Source organism: Mucilaginibacter myungsuensis (assembly GCF_015222005.1).
GTDB classification, from domain to species: Bacteria; Bacteroidota; Bacteroidia; order Sphingobacteriales; family Sphingobacteriaceae; genus Mucilaginibacter; species Mucilaginibacter myungsuensis.
This window is the reverse complement of record NZ_JADFFL010000009.1, coordinates 175,027-198,369: the sequence shown is the minus strand read 5'-3', so window position 1 is coordinate 198,369 and position 23,343 is coordinate 175,027. Positions and strand designations below refer to the sequence as shown.

The 23,343-nt window shown below is 45.8% G+C and carries 19 protein-coding genes and 1 tRNA gene; 13 read left to right on the top strand and 7 right to left on the bottom strand.

The window, feature by feature from the left end; genetic code table 11:
- Positions 1 to 91 precede the first annotated feature (91 nt).
- The 3 genes from IRJ16_RS19790 to IRJ16_RS19780 are packed head-to-tail and all read left to right on the top strand — an operon-like array spanning position 92 to position 5,838.
- Positions 92 to 3,187, top strand: coding sequence for a SusC/RagA family TonB-linked outer membrane protein (locus IRJ16_RS19790; RefSeq protein WP_194113374.1), 3,096 nt, complete (start codon positions 92 to 94; stop codon positions 3,185 to 3,187).
- An 11-nt stretch (positions 3,188 to 3,198) separates the two neighbouring features.
- Positions 3,199 to 4,866, top strand: coding sequence for a SusD/RagB family nutrient-binding outer membrane lipoprotein (locus tag IRJ16_RS19785; protein ID WP_194113373.1), 1,668 nt, complete (start codon positions 3,199 to 3,201; stop codon positions 4,864 to 4,866).
- 33 nt (positions 4,867 to 4,899) lie between these two features.
- Positions 4,900 to 5,838 carry a DUF1735 domain-containing protein gene (locus IRJ16_RS19780; protein ID WP_194113372.1) on the top strand — a complete coding sequence of 313 codons (939 nt, stop codon included), beginning with the start codon at positions 4,900 to 4,902 and terminating at the stop codon, positions 5,836 to 5,838.
- A gap of 176 nt (positions 5,839 to 6,014) precedes the next feature.
- Here IRJ16_RS19780 and IRJ16_RS19775 read toward each other — a convergent pair whose 3' ends face one another.
- Together IRJ16_RS19775 and IRJ16_RS19770 are read right to left on the bottom strand one after the other, a co-directional pair.
- The gene (locus tag IRJ16_RS19775) at positions 6,015 to 6,422 is read right to left on the bottom strand and encodes a DoxX family protein (protein ID WP_194113371.1); all 408 of its coding nucleotides are present in this window, start codon (positions 6,420 to 6,422) and stop codon (positions 6,015 to 6,017) included.
- 10 nt (positions 6,423 to 6,432) lie between these two features.
- Complete coding sequence (locus IRJ16_RS19770) at positions 6,433 to 7,323, bottom strand: S66 peptidase family protein (RefSeq protein ID WP_194113370.1); 891 nt, start codon at positions 7,321 to 7,323, stop codon at positions 6,433 to 6,435.
- A gap of 138 nt (positions 7,324 to 7,461) precedes the next feature.
- Here IRJ16_RS19770 and metG point away from each other — a divergent pair, with 138 nt between their 5' ends.
- The 3 genes from metG (at position 7,462) to arr (ending at position 10,219) form a co-directional block, all read left to right on the top strand.
- Complete coding sequence (gene metG, locus IRJ16_RS19765; RefSeq protein ID WP_194113369.1) at positions 7,462 to 9,528, top strand: methionine--tRNA ligase; 2,067 nt, start codon at positions 7,462 to 7,464, stop codon at positions 9,526 to 9,528.
- 132 nt (positions 9,529 to 9,660) lie between these two features.
- Positions 9,661 to 9,732: transfer RNA gene (locus IRJ16_RS19760), tRNA-Arg, on the top strand.
- A 79-nt stretch (positions 9,733 to 9,811) separates the two neighbouring features.
- Positions 9,812 to 10,219 (top strand): NAD(+)--rifampin ADP-ribosyltransferase, encoded by a 408-nt coding sequence (arr, locus tag IRJ16_RS19755; protein ID WP_194113368.1) that lies wholly within the window; start codon positions 9,812 to 9,814, stop codon positions 10,217 to 10,219.
- A gap of 26 nt (positions 10,220 to 10,245) precedes the next feature.
- Here the strand turns inward: arr and IRJ16_RS19750 are convergent, their stop codons facing one another.
- Positions 10,246 to 11,001: an FkbM family methyltransferase gene (locus IRJ16_RS19750; RefSeq protein WP_194113367.1), complete on the bottom strand. Its 756-nt coding sequence runs from the start codon at positions 10,999 to 11,001 to the stop codon at positions 10,246 to 10,248.
- A 492-nt stretch (positions 11,002 to 11,493) separates the two neighbouring features.
- On the opposite strand from IRJ16_RS19750, the gene IRJ16_RS19745 reads away from it, so the two are divergent.
- Genes IRJ16_RS19745 through IRJ16_RS19730 form a run of 4 tightly spaced genes read left to right on the top strand, consistent with a single transcriptional unit; the run spans position 11,494 to position 16,500 of the window.
- On the top strand, positions 11,494 to 13,299 hold the full coding sequence (locus tag IRJ16_RS19745; RefSeq protein ID WP_194113366.1) for an ABC transporter ATP-binding protein: 1,806 nt from the start codon (positions 11,494 to 11,496) through the stop codon (positions 13,297 to 13,299).
- Positions 13,300 to 13,304: 5 nt separating this feature from the next.
- Complete coding sequence (locus tag IRJ16_RS19740) at positions 13,305 to 14,492, top strand: glycosyltransferase (protein WP_194113365.1); 1,188 nt, start codon at positions 13,305 to 13,307, stop codon at positions 14,490 to 14,492.
- Entirely contained in the window at positions 14,489 to 15,475 is a 987-nt protein-coding gene (locus IRJ16_RS19735; protein WP_194113364.1) for a UbiA family prenyltransferase, read from the top strand. The genes IRJ16_RS19740 and IRJ16_RS19735 overlap by 4 nt, the downstream gene beginning before the upstream one ends.
- Before the next feature lie 50 nt (positions 15,476 to 15,525).
- Complete coding sequence (locus tag IRJ16_RS19730; RefSeq protein WP_194113363.1) at positions 15,526 to 16,500, top strand: glycosyltransferase family 2 protein; 975 nt, start codon at positions 15,526 to 15,528, stop codon at positions 16,498 to 16,500.
- An 11-nt stretch (positions 16,501 to 16,511) separates the two neighbouring features.
- On the opposite strand, the gene IRJ16_RS19725 is transcribed toward IRJ16_RS19730, so the two are convergent.
- On the bottom strand, positions 16,512 to 17,207 hold the full coding sequence (locus IRJ16_RS19725; RefSeq protein WP_194113362.1) for a hypothetical protein: 696 nt from the start codon (positions 17,205 to 17,207) through the stop codon (positions 16,512 to 16,514).
- 96 nt (positions 17,208 to 17,303) lie between these two features.
- Positions 17,304 to 18,788 (bottom strand): PAS domain-containing sensor histidine kinase, encoded by a 1,485-nt coding sequence (locus tag IRJ16_RS19720; RefSeq protein WP_194113361.1) that lies wholly within the window; start codon positions 18,786 to 18,788, stop codon positions 17,304 to 17,306.
- 259 nt (positions 18,789 to 19,047) lie between these two features.
- Here IRJ16_RS19720 and IRJ16_RS23145 point away from each other — a divergent pair, with 259 nt between their 5' ends.
- From IRJ16_RS23145 to IRJ16_RS19705, 3 genes are all read left to right on the top strand, one after another.
- Positions 19,048 to 20,316 carry a TlpA family protein disulfide reductase gene (locus tag IRJ16_RS23145; protein WP_290246697.1) on the top strand — a complete coding sequence of 423 codons (1,269 nt, stop codon included), beginning with the start codon at positions 19,048 to 19,050 and terminating at the stop codon, positions 20,314 to 20,316.
- A gap of 77 nt (positions 20,317 to 20,393) precedes the next feature.
- Entirely contained in the window at positions 20,394 to 21,806 is a 1,413-nt protein-coding gene (locus IRJ16_RS19710; protein WP_194113360.1) for a sensor histidine kinase, read from the top strand.
- The gene (locus IRJ16_RS19705; protein ID WP_194113359.1) at positions 21,807 to 22,559 is read left to right on the top strand and encodes a LytR/AlgR family response regulator transcription factor; all 753 of its coding nucleotides are present in this window, start codon (positions 21,807 to 21,809) and stop codon (positions 22,557 to 22,559) included.
- Positions 22,560 to 22,572: 13 nt separating this feature from the next.
- Here IRJ16_RS19705 and IRJ16_RS19700 read toward each other — a convergent pair whose 3' ends face one another.
- Both IRJ16_RS19700 and IRJ16_RS19695 read right to left on the bottom strand, forming a co-directional pair.
- Positions 22,573 to 22,788 (bottom strand): hypothetical protein, encoded by a 216-nt coding sequence (locus tag IRJ16_RS19700; RefSeq protein WP_194113358.1) that lies wholly within the window; start codon positions 22,786 to 22,788, stop codon positions 22,573 to 22,575.
- Positions 22,789 to 23,000: 212 nt separating this feature from the next.
- A complete protein-coding gene (locus IRJ16_RS19695) occupies positions 23,001 to 23,300 on the bottom strand; it encodes a putative quinol monooxygenase (protein ID WP_194113357.1) in 300 nt (99 codons plus the stop codon).
- Positions 23,301 to 23,343: the final 43 nt, after the last annotated feature.

The following is a 23,343-nucleotide window of genomic DNA, read 5'->3' as shown; positions in this document are numbered from 1 at the left end:
TTAACTTTTTTTAACAATTGATTTCATTATCTAAAAAGTTAACACTACTTTTATGATTAATTAACTATTAACTGATCTTATTATTAACGAAATGAAAAAACTTTTACTAGCAAGTTTGTGCTTCCTGTTGCTATGTGCCAGCCAGGTCTATGCACAATCAAGAACAGTTACTGGTACAGTTACAGCAAAGGATGACGGTTTGCCGTTACCTGGCGTTTCTGTTAAGGTGACCGGTACTACAATTGGTACGCAAACCAATGCAAGTGGTAAGTTCACATTAAGTGTACCTGCTACTGCAAAATCACTGACCTTCTCTTTTGTAGGTTTTAACCCCGAGGTAGTTAACATCGGTGGAGGTGCGGTGAACGCGGTGTTAAGTTCTAACACTAAGGATCTTGCCGAGGTGGTTGTTACCGCCGGTGGTTTGACCGCTACCAAAGGCTCTCAAGGTTACGCTACTACAGCGATCAAGCCTCAGGAGTTAACCCAAGGTAAAGCGGTTAACGTTGGCGCTGCCCTTTCTGGTAAAGTTGCCGGTTTGCAGGTGAACGCGGTAAGTAGCGGTGTTAACCCTACTGTACGTATCGTTTTGCGTGGTAACCGTTCATTGACCGGTAACAACCAAGCCCTGATCGTTATGGACAACGTTATCGTTCCAAGTTCTATCCTTGGTAACATCAACCCGGAAGACGTTGAGGACATCCAGGTATTGAACGGCTCTCAAGGTGCTGCCCTTTATGGATCTGATGCTTCTAATGGTGCGATCATCATTACCACTAAAAAAGGTAAAAAAGGCCAGGCGGTAGTTAAGGCTTCTCAAACCATCAGCGGCGAGAAAGTTAGCTACTACCCGCAATTACAAACTGGTTTTGGTTCGGGTGCTGATGCTGATGTGCAGCTTTACATCACTCACGAAAATCAACAATACGGTCCTGCTTACAATGGTCAAATGGTTCAGTTAGGTGATCCTCTTGTTGACGGTCGTGTACAAATGGTGCCTTACTCGTTCAATAACAGTAAAAATGATTTCTGGGAGACCGGTGTTCAAAAACAATCAGACTTTTCGGTAAGCTCTGGTGATGACAAAGGCAACACTTACGTAGCCGGTCAGTATTTCACCAACACAGGTACTACCCCTGGTGATAAGTACAACAGATTGTCTATTCGTGCTAACGGTGGCCGCCAATTGGCTAACAAGGTATCTGTTAACTTTACTACTAACTACGTAAAGAACAATTATGACATCAGCAGCGCCACGGCCAATATCTACGATCAGTTAATGCAAACCCCGGGCCACGTGGTTGTTACTGATTACAAAGATTACATCAACAACCCTTTCGCAACTGTTGACGGTTACTATAACTTTTACTATGCTAACCCATATTTTACAGCTGCAAATCAACGCCAAAATACTCGTAACGATTATTTAGTAGGAACAACTGAATTAAAATACGATCCAGCATCGTTCCTTAATTTAACTTTCCGTGTAGGTTTAACAGCATCCAACGCTCAAACACAAACTACTGTAGGGAAATATGAGACATCAGCTTATACCAAATCTTTAGGTGGTGGTGCTGTTAAAAATAACAACGAAGTTGGTAGCGTAAGCGAAGATGCTTCTTACAATAGCCGCGTAACTACCGAGTTGTACGCTACTTTTAAAAAGCAAATACAGGATTTCAATTTAAACGCTACTTTAGGTGCAAGCATGCGTCAAGACAAATCGAATGACCAGAATGTTGGCGCGGTTGGTTTGGTACAAGCCGGTCTTTACAATGTTGGTGTCCGTACTCAACCTAACGTAACCGGTTCTGAGTCGCAGTCGACTGCAAGGCAGCAAGCGGTTTACACTTCAATTAACGTTGGTTACAAAGGTTATTTAAACTTACACCTTACCGGCCGTAACGACTGGTTGTCTGTATTAGCTCCGGAAAACCGTTCATTCTTCTATCCTGCGGCTGACGTTTCGTTCATCCCGACAGAAGCTATCGACTTTTTAAAGAATAACAAAGTATTATCCAGCTTAAAGATACGTGGTGGTATATCACGTGTAGGTAACGCCAACATTGGCCCTTACGGTTTGGTGCCGATCTTCAGCCCGGGTAACGGTTATCCGTTCCCTTCTGGTCCGGGTTATAATCAGGGTAATGGTTTAACTTCTCCGGATCTTAAGCCAGAGATCACTGACGGTTTTGAAGTTGGTACCGATGCCGACCTTTTTAACGGTCGAATCACTGCCAGTGTTACTTACTTTAAATCTAAAACTACTAAGCAAACTGTATCTGTAAATATCTCCAACGCTACAGGTTTCTCAAGTTATCAGTTAAACTCCGGCCGTATGGATAACCAAGGTATTGAGTCTGCTTTGGCGGTAGTGCCAATAAAGACCGCTACAGGCTGGCAGTTAACTTTAGGTGCTAACTTTACCTGGTTGGATAATACAGTTAAAGAATTAGCCGCAGGTTTGGATCAGTTGAATTTAGGTAATGGTATTGTTGCACGTCCGGGTTTATCTTACCCGCAGCTTACCGGTACAGATTACGTGAGGGATGATCAGGGCCGCATTATTGTTAATCGTCAAACTGGTTACCCTACAGCAACTACAAATGCTGGTATTATTGGTAACACCAACCCAAGACAACGTGTAGGTACCAACTTTGAGTTGAAGTACAAAAGCTTACGTTTAGCGGCTTTGGCTGAGTATCGTGGTGGGTTCATTGTTAACAACTCGGTATCAGGTTCGTTCGATTTCTCTGGTTCAGGTATTCGTAACACTTACTACAACCGTGAGCGTTTCGTAGTGCCTAACTCATCTTATCTGGATCCTACCACTAACACTTATGTTGCCAACAACAACATCACCGTTGCTGATGGTGGTTACAACTTCTGGACACAAGCGGTGAACACCGGCGTAACAACTAACTACGTTACCAACGGTGCATCATGGAAATTACGTGAGGCTTCATTATCATGGGACGTACCAAAATCATTGATCGGTCGCCAAAAATATGTTAAAGGTGCAACCCTTCAGTTACAAGGCCGTAACTTATTCTTGTGGTTACCAAAATCACAGATCTACACTGATCCGGAATATAACGCAGGTTCAGGCAACGCTATCGGTGTAAACTCCGTAGCTAATACGCCTCCTACACGTTACTATGGTGCAACCTTATCTCTTACTTTCTAATAGGAACAGACATGAAAAATATATTTAAAACATTAGCTATTGTAGGGTTGGTAGCTGCATCAACTACTTCTTGTAAGAAGTATCTGGATGTAAACACAAACCCCAATCAATTAACCTCGGCTTCGCCGGATATTATATTGCCCCAGGCATTGGCAGGTACAGCTGCTATGAGCAATACATTTAACGCTACTTATGGTTCTACTGCTGCAGGCTTTATGGCCAACGGTGGTGGTGTAAGCGGGTTTGGTGATGTTATTACATTTAACTACAGCTCTGGCTACGCGACGGGCCTTTGGAGTGGAACGTATGATAACTTGCAAGATTATCAATATGTACTGAATCAGACACAACCTACAGGTAACTCCAGATACCTTAATGCTATCGCACGCACCATGAAAGCTTTTGCTTACTTAAGGTTAGTGGACGCTTATGGAGATGTGCCATACTCTCAAGCTTTAAAAGGTACTGCAAATTTATTGCCTGCGTACGATAAAGCAGAAGATGTTTACAAGGCTTGTATCACTGAGCTTAATACAGCGATCACTTCTTTTAAAGTGGAAAGTGATGCAACTACTATAAATACAGCCTCAGGCCCGTTAGGAAGTATCGACATTACTAAGTACAGCCCTGTTACAGGCACCGGTGGCCCGGGTTCTTCCTTGTCTGGTACTGGGTTGAATATGACCAACTGGGTAAAATTTGCCAATACAATTAAATTAAGAGCGTTAATTCGCATACAAAAGGTTAGTTCTTTAGCTTCTTTCTTTGCAACTGAGAAAGCTGCTTTAGAGAACAACTTTACAGCTGCTGATGTGCTGATAAATCCGGGCTACATACAGCAATCGGGTAAGCAAAACCCATTGTTCAATAGCTGGGCTTACAATTTCACTGGTCAAAACTCGCAAACATCATACATACCAGCGTCATTCGTTACAGGTTTTTACAACGGTCAAAAATTGACTGATGACGGCCGTGGGAGGATCATTTACCGTACCTATACTATACAAAGCCAGTTAGGCAGTAATGCAAGCGGAACTCCTATTAATCCTGCAGGTGGTCAGTGGTATACTGGTCCGCTTCCGTCTGCACCGGCAAATACACCTGTTTCGCAATTATTTGGTTTGGGCGTAATGAAAGGTTATGATCAAGGTCAGCCTATATTGCTAGCAGCGGAAAGCTTTTTCTTACAAGCTGAGGCTGCAATGATCGGTTTGATCCCGGGTACATCGTCAACATTGTTTGATCAAGGCGTTACAGCATCTTTTGCTTACCTGGATAAGGATCATTTGATGAATATCTCAACAACAAGGAATCCTGTTACAGAAGTTGCAACTTACAAAGCAGCTAACGCTGCTTCCTATTTGGTCAACTATAATTTAGCAACATCTGACGATCAGCGTTTAGAGGCTATCATTACTCAAAAGTATATCGCGTTAAATATGCTTAATTGCGATGAGGCGTGGAACGAATACAGAAGGACCCAGTATCCAAGATCCATAGCAAACGGAAACCCATTCACTTATATGGGTGCGGCAACTGTTTCTAACTTATCGCCACGTGCTGATAGATTAGCTGGCCGTGTACTTTATCCGAGCTCTGAATACAACTTCAACTCTGCCAATGTGCCGGTTATTAACACATTTACTTCGCTGGTATTCTGGGATTCAAGGCCGAGGTAGTTTTTGATAGATCATTATTTTAAATAAAAAGATATGAAAAAGTTTTGTTTATTTTTATTATCACTTGCTGTAGTTAGTTTAAGCTCGTGTTTGAAGGACGGCAAGGTTAACCTTGCCCCGGGTGCGTCGCCTATGGTAATACAATGGGCTACGGCAGGTGTCGGCGACCTTCCTCTTAATTCAGTTAATGACCCTTACCGTATTTATGGCCGCTCTTACGTAAGGCAGCCATCCATTGCAATGAATTTGCAGGTTAGTTTAACGGGTACCGATCCGGCGAGCGAGGATATCACTGTTGGCATTGGTCTAAACAATGGGGCAGTAACGCCGACAACTGCGTCGCCATTATTACCTACCAACCTTTATACTATGCCTACATCTGTAGTGATACTTAAAGGCACCCGTACAGCGACGGTTCCCGTAGTGTTGAACACCAATAATTTTGATGTTACCAAAACGTATCTTTTACCTGTACAAATAACCTCAACTACTCAGGGTGGTATCAGCGGTAATTACGGAACTGTGATCTATCAGGTACAAGCGCGTAACAAGTACGATGGTATATATACCGTTACCGGAACATTTAATGATAATACTAACGCAGCGTTCCTGGGCCAGTATCCAATAACTCAAGATCTGCGTACTGTAGGTGCTACTGCTGTGTCAGAATATGACGGCCGTTATTTTGGCAATAGTTATAATCACCCATTTTTAAATGGAACATCTCAAACGTCATATGGTGGTTGGGCGCCAAGATTTGAAATGGACGCGAACGATAACGTCATCGCTGTTACCAATCATTTTGGACAAGGTAACAACAGCCGTTCTGCAAGATTAGATGCAACTGGTGTTAACAAATGGACATTCAATGGAACTACTCCTGTTAAAATGGAGGTTACCTACTGGTTAGTACAAGGTACTGCAGATAGAACAAAGTTCACCGAGACTTGGACTTTCCAGAGCTTGCGTTAATCCTTAGATCTTGTGCAGAAGAACTGTTGGTCTTGTTATACTATGATTTAACGACGCATTTCGAGATCTGACAGGAAATAAAAAGGGGGAATTTTATATTCCCCCTTTTCATTTTAATAAATGAAGTAATAATTTACTTCCCTCAAGTAGATCTTGTTGGTATCAATTCAACTTCTTTACTTTTTATCCACACTATACTTACCCGGGCCAACAAAAATTAGCCCTGCAAATACGATAGCGCTTTCTACCGCATGCGCTGCACCCATCCAACCGTCGCCTTTACCAAAATGGAAAAGCGCGGCAATGATCATGTTAAACGTAAGCAGTATACATGCCGGGCGGAAGGCCAGTCCTAAGATCAGCAAAGCGCCGCCAAAAGTTTCGGTAGCGGCGGCTAAAAACCCCCAAACGGTCGGTAAGAATTTAATGCCGATGTTTTGCATGGACATGCCAATACCGTTCCACATTTCGGGGCCGCCCTGTAATTTAGGTAGTCCGTGAAAAATGAACATCGCGCCCAGGCCAACGCGGATGATAAGCAAACCAAAATTGCGGTAGTTGCCTAAATTGTCAAAAATTGCCATAGTGCTGTTTTTAAATGTATGATGCGGTTACTTCTCTTTCCCGAACGTTAAGCGACATGTCCCGGCCAAATATGATGGCGTGGTTGTTGGGGATATGCCCTGCCGGAAAGTCGAAACAGACCGGGTAGTCAAAATCCTTTACAACCTCCATTACCATATCGGCAATGGTGAAGCCAAATGGTATGTCATTGTCTTTCAGTTCGGTAAATCCACCAACGATCAGGCCTGCCAAATTGTTTAGTTTGCCCGCGCGTTTTAAGGTGCGCAGCATACGATCTACCGAGTAAAGGTACTCGCCCACATCTTCCAGAAATAGGATCTTACCATCATAATCCATATCCGATACCGAACCAAGCACTGCTATCAGTAAACTTAAATTGCCACCGATCACTGGTGCTGTTGCTATGCCGCTGCGATTGTTGGTATGCGACGAGAACGCGTAATTAACATCATCGCCAAACAGGGCCTTACGGAGCGATGTAAGCGACGCGGACGATGCATCAGGTACATTCACCGGCATTTGTCCGTGTATGGTGTGCAGGCCGTAATTGGCATGTATATGGCTATGCAGGATAGTGATGTCGCTAAAGCCTACTACCCATTTTGGATAATGAACAAGTGCGCTAAAGTCGACATCGTCAATAATACGGATAGTGCCGTAACCGCCGCGCGCGGCAATGATGGCTTTAATGCTGTCATCGTCCACAAAACGTTGCATATCCTTAGCACGCAGGTCATCGTCGCCCGCAAACTGATGATAGCTGGCGTTAAGTGTTTCGCCGATTATCACTTCCAGTCCCCAGTCTTGCAAGATCTTTACAGCCGGGTCCATTGGGCGGGGTAATTTTTTTGCCGGGCAGGTGATAGCTATCTTGTCGCCTTTTTTTAGGTATGGGATCATAGTGCTTAGTCCGGAAGTCAGAAAGTCCGGAAGTCAAATATAGAAAAGTCTGACTTATGCTACGGCTTGCTGCCCGCGATATCTTTCGGACTTCCTGTCTTTCGGACTTGCCGACTAATTAGGTATCTTTGCCCAACTATGTCGCAGATCGATCATTATAAAAGATATACTATTACTTCGGCGCTGCCTTACGCTAACGGGCCATTGCACATCGGCCATCTGGCGGGCGCATATATACCCGCTGATATTTTTGTACGCTATTTAAAGCTGAAGAAAAAGGACGTGGTTTACATTTGCGGATCCGACGAGCATGGCGCGGCTATCACCATCAAAGCCAAAAAAGAAGGCACTACTCCGCAAGCCATTATCGATAAATATCACGAGCAGATCAAACAAAGTTTCGAGGATTTTGGTATCGGATTCGATATCTATCACCGTACCTCGTCGCCGATCCATCATGATCTTTCGCAGGAGTTTTTTCTGAACCTATACGAGAAGGGCGAGTTTATAGAGAAGTATTCGGAGCAATATTACGATGCCGATTTCGATCAGTTTTTGGCCGACCGTTATATCACTGGCACCTGCCCTAATTGCAGCAACCCCAGCGCCTACGGCGACCAGTGCGAGCGTTGCGGTACATCATTGAACCCGACAGACCTGATCAATCCGGTATCGACCCTGAGCGGTAAAACGCCAGTGTTGAAACCGACCAAACACTGGTTTTTACCACTGGATAAATATCAGCCCTGGTTGGAAGAATGGCTTGCCACTAAGGCTGACGACTGGAAGGTGAACGTTTACGGCCAGTGCACATCATGGTTAAAGTCGGGCTTGCAGCCACGCGCGATGACGCGCGATCTGGATTGGGGTATCGATGTCCCGTTAGAGGAAGCTAAAGGCAAAAAGCTATACGTGTGGATGGATGCGCCGATAGGCTACATCTCGGCTACCAAACAATGGGCCGAGGACAACGGTAAGGATTGGCAGGCATATTGGAAGAAACAGGAAGACGAGGCAGATGATGCCTGCCTGCTGCACTTCATCGGCAAGGATAATATTGTTTTCCATTGCATTATCTTCCCATCTATCCTGCATGCACATGGCGAATACATTTTGCCACAGAATGTTCCGGCTAACGAGTTTTTGAACTTGGAAGGGGAGAAGCTATCTACATCTCGCAATCACGCCGTTTGGCTGCACGAGTATCTGGAAGAATTCCCGGGTAAGCAAGATGAGTTGCGCTATGTATTGACATCTATCCTGCCCGAGACCAGCGATAGCGAGTTCACCTGGAAGGATTACCAGGCCCGTGTAAATAACGAGTTGGTTGCCATACTTGGTAATTTTGTGAACCGGGTAATGATCCTGATGCACAAATTTTTTGATGGCAAGGTTGTTGGCGGCGCTAAATTGAATAACGAAATATTAAATATCCAGATAGGAAATCTTTACGATGAAATAGAGCGGAGCTTGGATTCCTACAAATTTCGCCAAGGTTTGCAAGGAGCGATGGACATGGCTCGTTTAGGGAATCGTTATCTTACAGAACAAGAACCTTGGAAAATCATTAAATCAGAATCGACGCAAGCGCGTGAGGCTCTGCATAACTCTCTGGTGCTGATTGTTCATATCGCAACTGTGCTACAGCCGTTCTTGCCGACTACATCTAAAAAAATACTGGCTATGCTGAACTGGCCAAAAGATAATATTGGTTTAGACGAAGAAGCCGTATTTGCCGATGGTCATCAACTGAACGCGGCCAGTTTACTATTTGAAAAAGTAGAGGACGAAGCGGTTGAAAAGCAATTGGCCAAACTACAAGCTAAAAAACAAGCAACCGTTGTTGAGCAGGCTGAACCGGAATTAGTTCCTGCTAAAGAAGCTATCAATTACGAGAGCTTCGCTACCATGGATATCCGTGTAGGTACTATCCTGACCGCTGAGAAAGTAGCCAAGACCAAAAAGCTGATGAAGCTGACCATTGATACCGGCATCGATCAGCGTACCGTAGTATCGGGCATTGCCGAGCATTTTGAGCCGGAGAACATCATCGGTCAGCAAGTTAGTATCCTGGTCAACCTGGAGCCGCGCGAGATCAAAGGTATTCTATCGCAAGGCATGATCCTGATGGCCGAGGACGCTGAAGGCAAATTGACCTTTGTATCGCCGGGAGAGGGGATGCATAATGGTTCGGTGATCCGATAAACGGTAATGACGAGATGTACAAATGTTTTGTACATCTCGTTCCATTTTAGCACATTTGCAAACTGTTAGCAGAAAGTTCATTTCGCTCCCGATCTTATCGGCATAGTGTTCCGGCTTTCCCTATAGAAACCTGGTCCCGTAGTTCAACGGATAGAATAGAAGTTTCCTAAACTTTAGATATGAGTTCGATTCTCGTCGGGACCACTTGAAATTAAAAAGCCTTTAGTCGTAAGTCTGAAGGCTTTTTTTCGTTGTGTAGAAATATCTATAAACACCCAGCATAATGCATACGCCCTTCACCCAAACATATTTCCACGGCACCAAGGCCGACCTGAGCATCGGCGATCTTATCAGCATCGACTTCTCGTCCAACTACGGGCAGCAAAATAAAGCCAAGTATATCTATCTGGCAGCGACTTTAGATCCGGCCGTTTGGGGGGCAGAATTAGCTTTAGGAGCGGGTCGGGAACGGATATATCTGGTAGAACCAACCGGCCCTTTAGAGGATGACCCGAACCTGACCGATAAGAAATTCCCGGGTAACCCAACCATGTCCTATCGCTCAAAAGATCCTTTTAAGGTGGTTGGCGAGGTAACGATCTGGAAAGGCCATGCGCCTGAACAGATCAAAACAATGAAAGACGCTTTAGCCAAGCTTAAAGAGCAAGGTATAGAGGCGATCGAGGACTGATCCTATTCCCGTCTTAAAGATCAAACCTAACGCTTAAAATCGACAGCCCTTCTAAACGGAGATGATTCTTTAACAAAGATCAGATCGGTCTGAAACAATATCCCGTCATGTGTCCGTCTTTCGTCAGCGATATCAAATACAACAAAGCCTATGTTTTTCATGAACAGGATCACATCAAAAAACTGCGGCGCGTTCTCGTTATAATTTAGGGTGCTTATCTCTAATAAAATAAAGTCGGTTTTGGTTAGTAAGTTCGGCGCGCCTTTTAAGATGTCGATCTCGGCACCCTGCACGTCAAGTTTGATAAAGCAGCTTTCGGGTTTTCGATATTTGTCCGCCACCGAATCGAGCGTGTGCATCATCAGGGTGGTCTTTTGGCGGTCGTAATTGGTGTTCTCCTCGTAAATGCTCGAGCCGGTCTCCATCTCAAAAAAGTCCATTTCTTTTTCGGCGTCGCCTAATAACGCTATCTCAAAATTAACATTATCGAATTCCGATGCTACCGCCTGCAAGATAACACGCTTAGCCGGCTGGGCCTCTACCATAACAAAAGTTGCGTCGGGATATATCTTGCGGACGCTCTTGGTCCAGTCACCTACATATGCGCCGCCGTCAATGATCAGATCGGGCTTGAAGCCCAATTTTTTCAGATTGGCAATATGATGATACATATTGTAAACAGGGCTCTGGTCGGCACCAAATAACGAAACCGCCGTCCAGTATAATCTGCGGGTCCAGGGCTTAGGTAACCTATTGACCAGTTTTTGTATTTGAGCTTTCAAGATCTTGTTTTCTATACAGTGTTTGCGAGTAAAAATAGCTGTAATTTACCGCAGAGTTGGATCTATTTTAAAAATGTTCGGTCGGGGCGGGCGGTTAATTTTCACATGATAAGTAGTTATGCAGATTATAATGAGGCACAATATAAAACTACCACTTAGAGGAATATCAGATGTAGAAGTGGCCGGCTTTGGTACTATTGAAAATGTAGCTGCTAAAGATGTAATGTGATCACGATGACAAAAGTTGGTGAGTTGCTTTTAGAAGCAAAGCTCCAAATGAGTTTTATCCCTTATCCAGATCTTCACCTTAGTGTATCCACTTTGTGATTTTGACAAACTTTTCGTTATTCCGTGATGTTGTACCATCAAATTACCCCGCAAAAAATATAACCGTAGGGAATAATGTTTTCCTAAAAAAAAGGCATAGCTTTGGTTTTAAGCCTTTCATAATAGTTATGACCGACATCTATCGTGTCGTTTTAGGTAATTTTCATGAGTAATTTTTTAACAGAAAAAATCGAAAGATTTCGTGGTAATTTAAACCTAAGACGGACACTTACGCTGGTTTGGTCGGTAACACGCGGCTGGGCCATCCTCACCATCATCCTCATTTTTGCCGAGACCGCTCTTTTTTTTGCATCGGTTTATGTATTGAAATTGCTGATCAACGCGGTATCTGCCTCTGGTTTTGATGTGGCTGAACACCAGCAGGTTGTGCTTCGATACGTTGTATTGGCGGCGCTTTGTGGCATTGCTTATTTTGTGGTAAAATCATTTTCGGCTTATGTTACCGGAGTGCAGGCATCCAAGGTATCGCTGCATATGGATGACAGGATACACGCCACGGCCGCCCAACTGGATTATCCATATTTTGAAAGCCCCGACTATTTTGACATTCTAAAACGGGCTAAAGACGCCGGATCTGATAAACCGCACCTGGTGATCGTTACCTTAATAGAAATAGCTAAAAATGCTATGAGTTTGTTGGGCGTTGGTTTGGTGCTGGTGACCATTAGCTGGTATTTACTGCCGATACTTGCGCTTTTTGTACTGCCAACGCTGCTGGTGCGCATCCATTTTGCCAACAAGCTTAACCAATGGCGGGTATCGCACACGGCGACTGAGCGGCAAGCTGCATATTTGAGTGATCTTATTACATCCGACGTTGCCGCTAAAGAGATACGGGTTTTTAGTCTGGGCCAATATTTTAAAGATCAATACCTACGTATTAAACTCGAACTGCAATCTAAACGCCTCAAACTGAACTTAAAAAGCACGCAGCGCGAGGTCATCACCATGGCAATGGCCAGCCTGGGTTTTTTTACCTGCGTAGGATTTATTGCCATGGAAGCCGTGAATGGAAAGACCAGTGTAGGCGATGTCACCATTTTTTTGGTAGTGTTCCCGCAGTCGTTCACCATTATGCAAAATTTGGCGGCAGGGATATCTATCGTTTATCAGAACAGCCTTTTTGTGAACAGCATTTTCGATCTGTTCGGTTTGCAGAACAAGGCAGATGACGACGGTCTGGCGGTAGAGCAGAACTCCGGGAGAGCAAAAGGACTTGAACTTAAAAATATCTCGTTCAGTTATCCGCATACCGATAAGGTGGTGTTGAAAGATATCTCTATCAATGTCCCTCCCGGTAAAATGGTGGCCGTGGTAGGATTGAACGGCGCAGGTAAAAGCACACTCATTAAACTGATCTGCCGTTTATATGACCCCACCAGCGGCGCGATCGCTTATGGCGGTACAGACATCCGTTCGTTCAAGGCATCGGCTTACCGTAAACAGATCGGCATCGTTTTTCAGGACCTGCAACATTATAACGTGAGCGTGGCCGACAATATCCGCTTTGGCGATCTGGATAAACCTTGTGATCTGACAGAATTAAAGCTTGCCGCCCAAAAAGCAGGGGCCGACGTTTTTATTGATAAACTGCCCGAAGGTTACGAGACCATTATGGGCCGCCTTTTTGATAAGGGGCAGGAGGTTAGTATCGGTCAATGGCAAAAGATAGGTATTGCACGGGCCTTTTACAGCAGCGCCAATATTTTGGTGTTCGACGAGGCCACCAGCGCTATGGACACCGTTAGCGAGAAAGAATTGTTAGATAAATTCCGAGCAGCGTTGGATGACCGGGCGGCAGTGGTGATCAGTCACCGCCATTCGGCTGTGAAGTATGCCGATCATATTTACGTGCTATCCGGCGGACGGGTGATCGAACAAGGTACCGACGAAGAATTGTTAAATGCCGGTGGCGAATACGCGCGGCTGTTCAAAAATATTGATGAATAGACACCATGGCTAAACCGCATAAAAACATAGCTATTATAACCACCATTTTTGATGATTGGGGTGGCAGTGAAGAGCTATGGGCTAAAAGTATAGCCCACTTGAAGGACATGGGTGTTGGCAAGGTGACCGTTTATAAGAACCGGATCAACTTTGCACACCCGCAATTTTTGAGGTTGCAGGTGTTGGGTGTTGAGCTGAAACAATTGCTGCCCGATCAGCCACTGATCAAAAAAGCGATCTATAAAGTTGGTGATCTGGCCGGCAAATTTATGAGCCGTGCAGGATTGATCAGCTACAACGCCGACCGATCTGCCGAGCATTTTCACGATTATCTGGAACAGACTAACCCAGCACTGGTCATCATAGCCCAGGCTATCAACTTTGACGGTTTGCATCTGGCCTATCAGTGTTTGGAGTTAAAGATCCCCTATATGATCATTATGCAAAAGGCCGTGGATTTTTATTGGCCCGATCATGCTGCACGTATCTATATGAAAAAAGCGCTGCAAGGTGCTGAGCATTGTTTTTTTGTATCGGAGCATAACAAAACGCTTACCGAGGAGCAATTTGGCGTAAGATTACCTAATAGTAAGGTGGTGTTTAATCCTGTAAAGACCAATATTGCCGGCCCGCTGCCTTATCCTGCTACGGATAAGGGTTTCAAATTAGCTTGTATAGGTCGCCTGTTCATTATAGATAAAGGCCAGGATATTTTGCTGCGGATAATGGCCTTACCCAAATGGCGCGAACGTGATATCTCGGTATCCATCATCGGCAGTGGTACAGATACCGACGCGATCAAGGAAATGGCCGCCCTGCTGGGCTTAACTAACGTGGACTTTATAGGTTATGCGGAGGACATAGAAAAAGTATGGTCAGAGCATCACGCGCTGGTCCTGCCATCGCGCAGCGAGGGGTTGCCTTTGGTGATCACCGAGGCCATGGCTATAGGCCGGGTAGTGATCACAACAAGATCTGGCGGCAGCGCCGAACTGATCACACATGGTGTTAACGGGTTTGTAGCTGAAGTTAACGAACGATCGTTGGATGAGGCCATGGAGCAGGCCTGGCAACGCCGTGAGGAATGGGAGCACATAGGCATCGAAGCATCGCGATCGATCAAAGAACGCCTGCCCGAAAAACCCGAAAAGGACTTTGCAAGCGAGATCGTGCACATACTGGACAAACAATGAGGGCGCTGAAATTTACAAGGCATAACGAATGGTACGAACCAAAGCTGATCCCGCTATTGGGCGTTGGCTATTTGGTTATATACCTTAACGGCTATCCGTTGGAGGTAACGGCTTTCAGGCTGCTGTTCCTCATTTTTAGCATTATGGTGGGTGCCATATTCGTGAGCGTGATCAATGATGTTTGCGATATAGAGCAGGACGTAGCCGCAGGCAAATCTAACCGGATGGAAAAGCTGAGCCGGGGGCAGATCGCCATGTTGCTTATCGGCATCATCGGGCTTGGGTTTTGCTGCGGCTACTATCTATATCCCGATAAATTGTCGATGCTGTTCTACGCCATGTCGTGGATCATCTTTACGCTGTATTCTGTCCCGCCGTTCAGATTTAAAGAGCGCGGCATATTGGGCGTTTTTTGCGACGCAAGCGGGGCGCATTTGTTCCCCACGCTGCTCATCATCAGTAACCTCACTTTCATAGCAGGCGACAGGTTAGATCTGCAGTGGACGGCCGTAGCCGCCGGTTGGGCTTTCTTTTATGGTTTGCGGGGCATCCTTTGGCACCAGTTTTATGATCGGGATAATGATATCGTGGCTAAGTTCAGCACCTTCGCTACGGGCATTGAACCTGCTAATTTTAAGCTGGCCGAACGAGGTATATTCCTCATCGAGTTGCTATGTTTCTCGTACTTGGTCCACACCATTATTAATGTTTGGTTTATCATCGCCATTGTATTGTACTTGTTGCTGATGATCATCAAAAAACGGGTAAAAGGAATAGATCCAGTGATCATCATCACACAAAAAGATCGCCCTTTCAGCATCCTGATGCACGACTTTTACCTGGTATTTTTTCCGCTGACTTTATTGTGGAGCATCAGCCTGAGCACTACTTATGGCTGGATATTATTGGCAATACATGTAGTGATATTTCCGCGGCCCGTGTACCGGGTTGCCAAAGGTTTGGTGGCCTGGGTTAAAGTTTAAACCATCTGAATGATCTATTTGTATGATATATAAGGATTTACTTAGCCGATATGAATAACAGCGCCTTAGTTTCCATCATTATACCCACGTATAACCGCGAGGCGATATTGCCGTCGGCTATTGAAAGCGCGCTGGCACAAACCTATACCAACACACAGATAATTGTAGTTGATGACGGATCGGTAGATAATACCGCCGAGATGATAAAAAAATATCCTCAGGTTGAGTACCATATTATTGAGCATGGCGGGCAAGCTGCCGCCCGTAACCGTGGCCTGGAGGTAGCCAAAGGCGAGTTTATTACCACGCTGGATTCTGACGATGTTTGGCAGCCCGAATTTTTGAGCACATGTGTGCCTAAAATGCAGACCGACGATTTAGATCTGTGTTTTGCCAACTGGATACAGAATTCGGTTTGGGATAAGGTAGCTACCGAATACCTTACGCGGGATACCAACATCCGTCCTTTCATTAAGCCGACCGAAGATGGCTGGGTAGATCTGACCTATCCCGAGGCGCGTTTGCTGTATATTACCTGCTGCCCTTCGCCCTCATCGTCGTTAGTGTTACGTCGCACATCAATAGTAGGCAGATGGAACAAGGACATGATCATTGGCGATGATTGGTGCATGTGCCTGGGCATTATCCTGAGTAAACAATGTAAGGTATCGTTCACGATCACACCACTTTGGGAAAAGAAGATCGACTCGAAAAATATTTATGACGGACGACAACGTGCCGAGGTGTTAAAATATTTATACGTGCATGATCTGGAGACGATGCTAAAAAAATACAAGCTCCAAATGCGTAAACGCGAGATCTTTGTATTTCAAAAACTATACATGGAAGGCGCTGTCGAGTTAGCCAAACACGAGGCTTTGCGCGGATTTAATTTTGTGGAAAGTGCCAAGCTGCTCAGCAAAGCTTTCAGGGCCGATGTGCCTTACACGCTAAAAATGATACCGTATATAATGCTATCCAGTTTTCGCCGTAAAATGGAACAGATGAAGGCAAACAGGCAGTAGTTTGTTGCCTGTTATTTTGAGGATAGCGGCAGCATTTGCACGCTCTCTTTATAATCGAATCCGTTCAGGTAGGCGATCTTCCATTGGTCGCCTTCTTTAACAGCACGGAACGGCATCGCGAATTTTTTCCAGCTTGGGTCTACATTATCGGGCAGTTTCCCCCAATTCCAATTGGCGGTGGCTTTGTTTCCGTTGATCTTAAGGTCGGCTATGTCTACATTCTCCCACGAGTAATTATCCTGGCAAGAGCACCATGGGTTTACATCGTTAGCGAAAGTAAAAGTTGGTAGCTCGCTCACATTCCATTTCTCAAATTTGTTGCTCCTGATCTTTTCATCCAGCGTTTGCATGATGTGTTTATAGTTCTCCGTAAACTCGTCTGCAAATAACCCCGTCTTTTTTAACGCTTCGGCGGTTTGGTTCACTTTATTAAGGTCGAACCCGATACAGATGCTGTCTTTAACAATAGCGGGCAGCAAGCCTACTACATGCTCAGAATTGGCCCAATTAAGTGTGGTTACGATCAGCGCCCGTATCTCTACCTCATCAGGGTGTTTTTTGGTGGTCGCTGTTTTATCGGCGGCATTCGGTGTTGCGTGTGTGATGGTATCGGTAAGGCTGTCTTTAGCCGTGGTTGACTTAGTATCAGAACTGCATCCTGAAAAAGTGATCGCTAAAGTAATAATGGCAAGGCCGAGGTATTTCATACTGTTTAGACATATATTGGTCGCGCTAAGATAATCAAAACCCAGAAAATGAACAGCGTGGATCGGTCACCATGTTCAATAGAAAAATAAGCGGATCTATTTCTGATACAAGGGCAGGGTGAAATTGAACACGCTGCCTTTTTCGGCACTGCTTTCTGCCCAAATCTCGCCGCCGTGGCGTTTAATGATCTCGGCACATAGGTACAGGCCGATGCCGAAGCCGGCAATGTGGTTCAGTTCGGCTTCTTTTACGCGATAGTAACGTTCAAAAAGGCGGGGCAGATCGTTAGGGTCAATACCGATGCCCTCGTCGGTAACGCTGACCTGCACGTGGTCGCCGGTCACGTGATAGCTCACTTCGATAGCGGTATCGGCATGGGAGTATTTTATCGCGTTACTGATCAGGTTATTGAATACCTGCTCTATCTTTTCGCGGTCGGCGTTCACCCATGTTTCGCCGTTATGATCAAAATTAATGTGGTGGCTGTTAATAGTGGCGGCGGTCTCTTCCTCAACCTCTTTGATCAGTAGCGAAAGATCGAAAGGTTCCAGATCGATATGGATACGGCCTGATTCTAAGCGCGATACATTCAGGAAGCCATTGATCATGCGGGTCATTTTGGCTAACTGTTTGCCGGCGCGGGCAAGCATGTTACCGGCCAGCTCGTCGTTGTTTTGGGCCGCCCGTTTCTGTGCGATCTGCACATAACTGATCACCGATGTAAGCGGCGTCTTCAACTCATGGCTCACCATACTGATGAAATCGTTCTTACGCTGCTCGTTCTCTTTGATCTCGCTGATATCGCGGGTGGTACCGGCCACGGCCTCTACCTCGCCAAGTGCATTGATGACCGGGGTGAGGATGTAATCGTAAACCCTACGCCCCAATTCGGCGTGCGGAAAGGCCACCTCGCCACGGACGGTCTCTTTGGTGGCCGCAACATGGTCTATCTCGCGCTCGTGCATTTCGGCATGCCAGGGTTCATAGCCGTTATCTAACAACCGTTTTCCTACAGCGTTATCCCACGTCTTCCCCCACATAGTGAGCAGGGCCGGATTTGCAAAGGTGAAAGTATAATCAAGCGCGAAAATATAGACCAGATCGGGTGTGTTAGACGTCACGATCTCCATCAGTCGCTTTTGCTGCTCGGCTTGTTCTTTGGATATACGTAAAGCCTCTTCGGTATTTTTGCGGGCAGAGATATCGCTTGCGGCACCAAACCATTCTATGATATCACCGGCATCGTCCAATACCGGTATGGCGGTGGACGATGTCCAGCCTAAGCTGCCATCGGCCTGCAATACCCGATGCTCAAGGCGAAACATTTTTTTGTACCGCACAGCGTCAGATATCGTTTCTACCACCAATTCCTGATCCACCGGGTGCACATATTTCTGCATCCAATCCGCAATAGGTTCGCCCGTGTCCGGCAGGAAACTGCCACCATCCAGCTCGTGCATCACGCTCCAATCGGGGCTCATGCGATAAACAACTTCAGACGTGGCCGTTACCAAAGCGCGGTAACGTTCTTCGCTCTCGCTCAGTTTGCGGTCCCCGTTGGTAAGTGAAGTATCAGCCATGACATAATGCGTTTATAAAGGGTTGATCAAATTTAATTAAAACGCAAAATAAAAAGAAAAGTTAGCTGTCTTTATAAATTTGTAACATAGCCAGGTCTTTGTTTGGGTGTGCAGAAAAGATCTTAGAAAGTATATCACCAATGGTTATCTATCCAAATTCACGCCGCTACGGTACGTGTTCACAGTGCTGTAAGCAGTTGATCTGTGGTGATGTTATTTTTGATCAGTAAATAAAAATGCTGCTCAAAAATATCACCGTATGAAATTTATTTGTTTTGTGATCCTCATCTGCTTGTTAGCACCGGTGGCTCTTGCCCAGAGTTTATCCTCGCTCGATGTCCGGCTCAAAAAAATGTCCGAAGAAAAGGATCCGGCTAAAAACGTTGTCGCTATGCAGGCGACCATCAAAGAGTTTAAACTGGATGCCATTAAAAATGCCGAGCAGATAGATGTGCTGAAAGGTATAACTGCTTTGTCGTTTTTAGCCGTAAACGATACCGGGAATTTTGAGCGGCACATCGCGTCCATCAAAAATAAATTCAACCAAACATCCTACCTAAACATGGGGGCAGATATGTTGGTGCGTGGAAAGACCGGGCTTAACTATGCCGAAGTTATTGCCAAAAGGACGGTCGACCTATACCTTTCCTATAAAGACGATCCAACTGCCCGCCCGGCCGACTATACCAAGTCCGATTGGGACAGGTTTATGACGATGGCGGCATACCCATATCATTTTACCTATGCTTACGTTCTGCATGCCAATAGCAAATATGTTGATGCCCTGGTGCAGATGGACCTGGCTTTTAAGACCGGCTTTGATGATATGATGATGCCCGAAACTGCCGAACTGTGTTCCGACATCTTGATGAAGAACGGTAAGGATGAACGGGCTTATGATCTGCTGCTAATGATGGCTACCATGGGCCGATCTACCGATAAGATGGATGTTTGGTTAAAGCAGCTTCACGTAAAGAGAGGTGCTGATGGGTCGGCCGCTATTAAGCTGTTAGATTCTCTGAAAGCGAACGTGCAAAAACAGCAATTAGCGGCTGTTGCCAAAACAATGTTGCATGATGTAGCTGCACCCGCATTTACGCTGAAAGATCTGAATGGCAAACCGGTATCGCTTGCCGACTTTAAAGGTAAAGTAGTGGTGCTTGATTTTTGGGCCACCTGGTGTGGCCCCTGTATCGCGGCCATGCCTGGTATGGCAACGTTGGTGAAAAAACATCCCGAGGTAGTATTCCTTTTCATCGCCACCAAGCAGGAGGGCGCAACCCCTTTAGCCGATGTGAAGGCTTTTATCCAAAAAAGTAAATACAATTTTAAAGTGCTGATGGATAGCGCCACTAAAGATAAACCGAAGCTATACCCTGCGGCGGCGGCCTACAAGGTATCGGGTATCCCTACCAAAGTGGTGATCGGTAAAAACGGCGGGTTGCTTTTCCAAACCAGCGGCTTTGCATCCGAACCCAGACTGATCAGCGAGATGGATGCCATGATCACCTTAGCTAACCAACAATGAAAGCTCCACATAAAATATTGACTTATATTAGCAACGCTATGCAAATTATAAAGGTAACCGGGGTAAGAAAAAACGTCATGCTGTTGTTGACTATCGTCGCTTCCTTTCAGGCGGGCTTTGCCCAGCAACAAACAGTAGACCTGCCTTATATCCGCATCTCAACTGATGACATCAGCACGAACGGCATCAAGACCGGACGGAAGGGCGGGGGAGTAGTAACGCTGTACACCGTTGGCGGATATCTGAAAATTTACATGACGGATACCTCGGGCAAGACTTCGTATTGGGTAAACAGCCGCCCTTTCCATCAGGAAGTGGACCGCGAGGCTAACCAGTCGGCCACATCGGCATATGGTTCCCTGTACCTGGACCCGGGCAGGCAGTTGACTATCGATATTAACGAGACCAAAAGCGGCGCGTTCTTAGCTAAATACATTGTTAAGCGGCCACGGCTGATCCCCGAAGTGGCCTTTTATCATCAGGATAGGGACAGCGTGAACGCGTTCTACAATTTGCGTCAACGGAATGACCGAGTTGAGAAACTAAGCATGGCCCCGGGAACGCTGGATCTTAAAGCGATACAAACGCCCGAGACCAAGGGCATGGAGGTGCAGTACTTTTTGGTGAACGACAGGACCAAAGAACAGCAAAGCGCAACCAGCACTACGGGCTTTGCCACCTTGGATCTTGAACCCAATGCGGTTTACAGGTTAAGCGCCTATTACACCGATCAAAACGAGAGTATGGTGTATGCCTACCTTTTCGTGAAGCCCTACTGGTATAAGTCTACCGTTGCCTATATTAACTACGCCCTGGTGATCATTGGCCTGATCTTTTTTGCGGTGGTGCGGAGTTTTAAATTGAGGATACGGTCGTCACAAAAAGAGAATAAACAGTTAGAGCAGTCGGCTATTAGGCTGCGCTCGCAACTGAACCCGCATTTTACCTTTAACGCATTGAGTTCGGTACAGGGGTTGATGAATACGGGCAGGATAGAAGAGGCCAATACTTACCTGGAGGAGTTTGGCTCGTTATTGCGTAAAACGCTGGTGAAAAGCAACGAAGTGTTTAACAGCCTGGATCAGGAATTGGAGATGATGCGGGCTTATATCCGCCTGGAAGCTTTGCGTTTTAATTTTAAATGGGAGATTCAGGTATCTGGAGATATTGACCGCTCGGGCATAGAGATACCAACGCTGATCCTGCAGCCACTGATCGAGAACGCGATCAAGCATGGTTTATCCAGCCTGGGCGACGAAGGCCAACTGCTGGTAAGTTGTGTGGGGACGGATGAAAAGGATACTTTTGCGATATTGATCAAGGATAACGGCACCTGGATAGAACGGGAGACCGGCTACGGCCTGTCCTTAACGGCCGACCTGATCAAGGCTGTAAATGAACTGAAAACCGATGGGCGGATAAGCCTGCAGGTGCTTAAAACAACAGGCACAACGGTGATATTGACCTTTCATAACTGGATGAATAATTAAATGATCAGCGCGATATTAGTAGACGACGAGACGCTCAACATCAGCAACCTTTCGGCATTGCTTGCGCGGCATTGCCCGGGTGTGCAGATCATTGCTACGGCCACCCATGCCGACGAGGCCCGTGAGCTGATCATGACCATGAAACCCGATGTGGTGTTTTTAGACATTGAAATGCCCGGCAAGAATGGCTTTGAACTGCTGCGCTCCATCCCCGACCCCGATTTTGAGGTGATCTTTGTGACCGCCTATGATACCTACGGCATTATGGCCGTAAAATTTTCGGCGCTGGATTACTTGCTCAAACCAATTAACACTACCGAGTTAAAGGACGCAGTAGAACGCGCCGAAGCATCAGTACAACTCAAAAAACAGAACTTGCGTTTGGGTAACCTGCTGCAACTGCTGGACAAAAAACAACCCGACGAGAACGAGAAGATAGCCCTGCCGACCTTAAAGGAAACTTACCTGGTGCCGGTAAAGGATATTGTGCGGTGCGAATCATCAAATAACTACACCACTTTTTATCTGGCCAATGGCGCGGAACATATCATATCCAAACCGCTGTATGCTTATGATGAGATGCTGACCCCGTACGGGTTTATCCGCTGCCACCAATCGCACCTGGTGAACAAGGCGCATATCGTCAGTATCCTGAATGAGGATTCGGGCTACCTGATCATGCAGCGGTCGGACAAAAAAGTGCCCATATCCAAACAAAAGAAAAGCCTGATCAAAACTTTGCTCAAGCTTTGATCAGGCTTTTGTGTTATACGATGCTTCCGTCGCCGTCGTGCGTCGGGTCGATATCCAGATCGCTAATGTCGGTTTCGTTTTGCGTGTCTGACTGATTGCTCAATTCCGGGAAACTTTCCTGCTCGCGCTCCTTATCCTGCTCATCGCCAAAATCGCTGATCTTGGTCGGGTCCTCTACAAAGTCAGGTGTCCTATCTTCGGGTTCTTGTTGTTGCTCTTTCGGGTCCATTGGTTATCAAGTTTCTTTTTCTAACCGATGGTGCTGGGAGATTGTTTGCCTGAAAAGTTTGAATGGATCAGCTCGGTTGGATGAACCAGCGCCTGATAAGAAATTATAAAAACGTGCAGTATTGTGTTTTATTGTAAAAGTATAAACTTTTAGTTCGCTGAAAATTAGATACTTAAAAATGTAGGTGGTGTATACACCTACACTGTATACACCTACACCCTACTTATTTCTCTTGTTATTACAACTTCCCTCGTATCCAGCAAAGGAACGATCTGCCCAACAACGATCTTTTGGAAGTGTGCTGATGCGCGGTGCGCGTCCAATGCGGCCTCGTCCTGATACGCCTCGGCTAACAGCAAAGTGTTAGGGTCGGTAGTGCTTTGGTTGATTATGTATAACAGGTTGCCATCCTCGGCACGGCTTTGTTCGGCTACTTGGCTAATGAGGTTAAGAACGGTGTCTAACTCACCTTCTTTTACTTGCCATTTGGCGAATATGTTTATTGGTTGCATTTTACTATAGTTTATTTAACCACAAAGTTCACAAAGAGAAAAC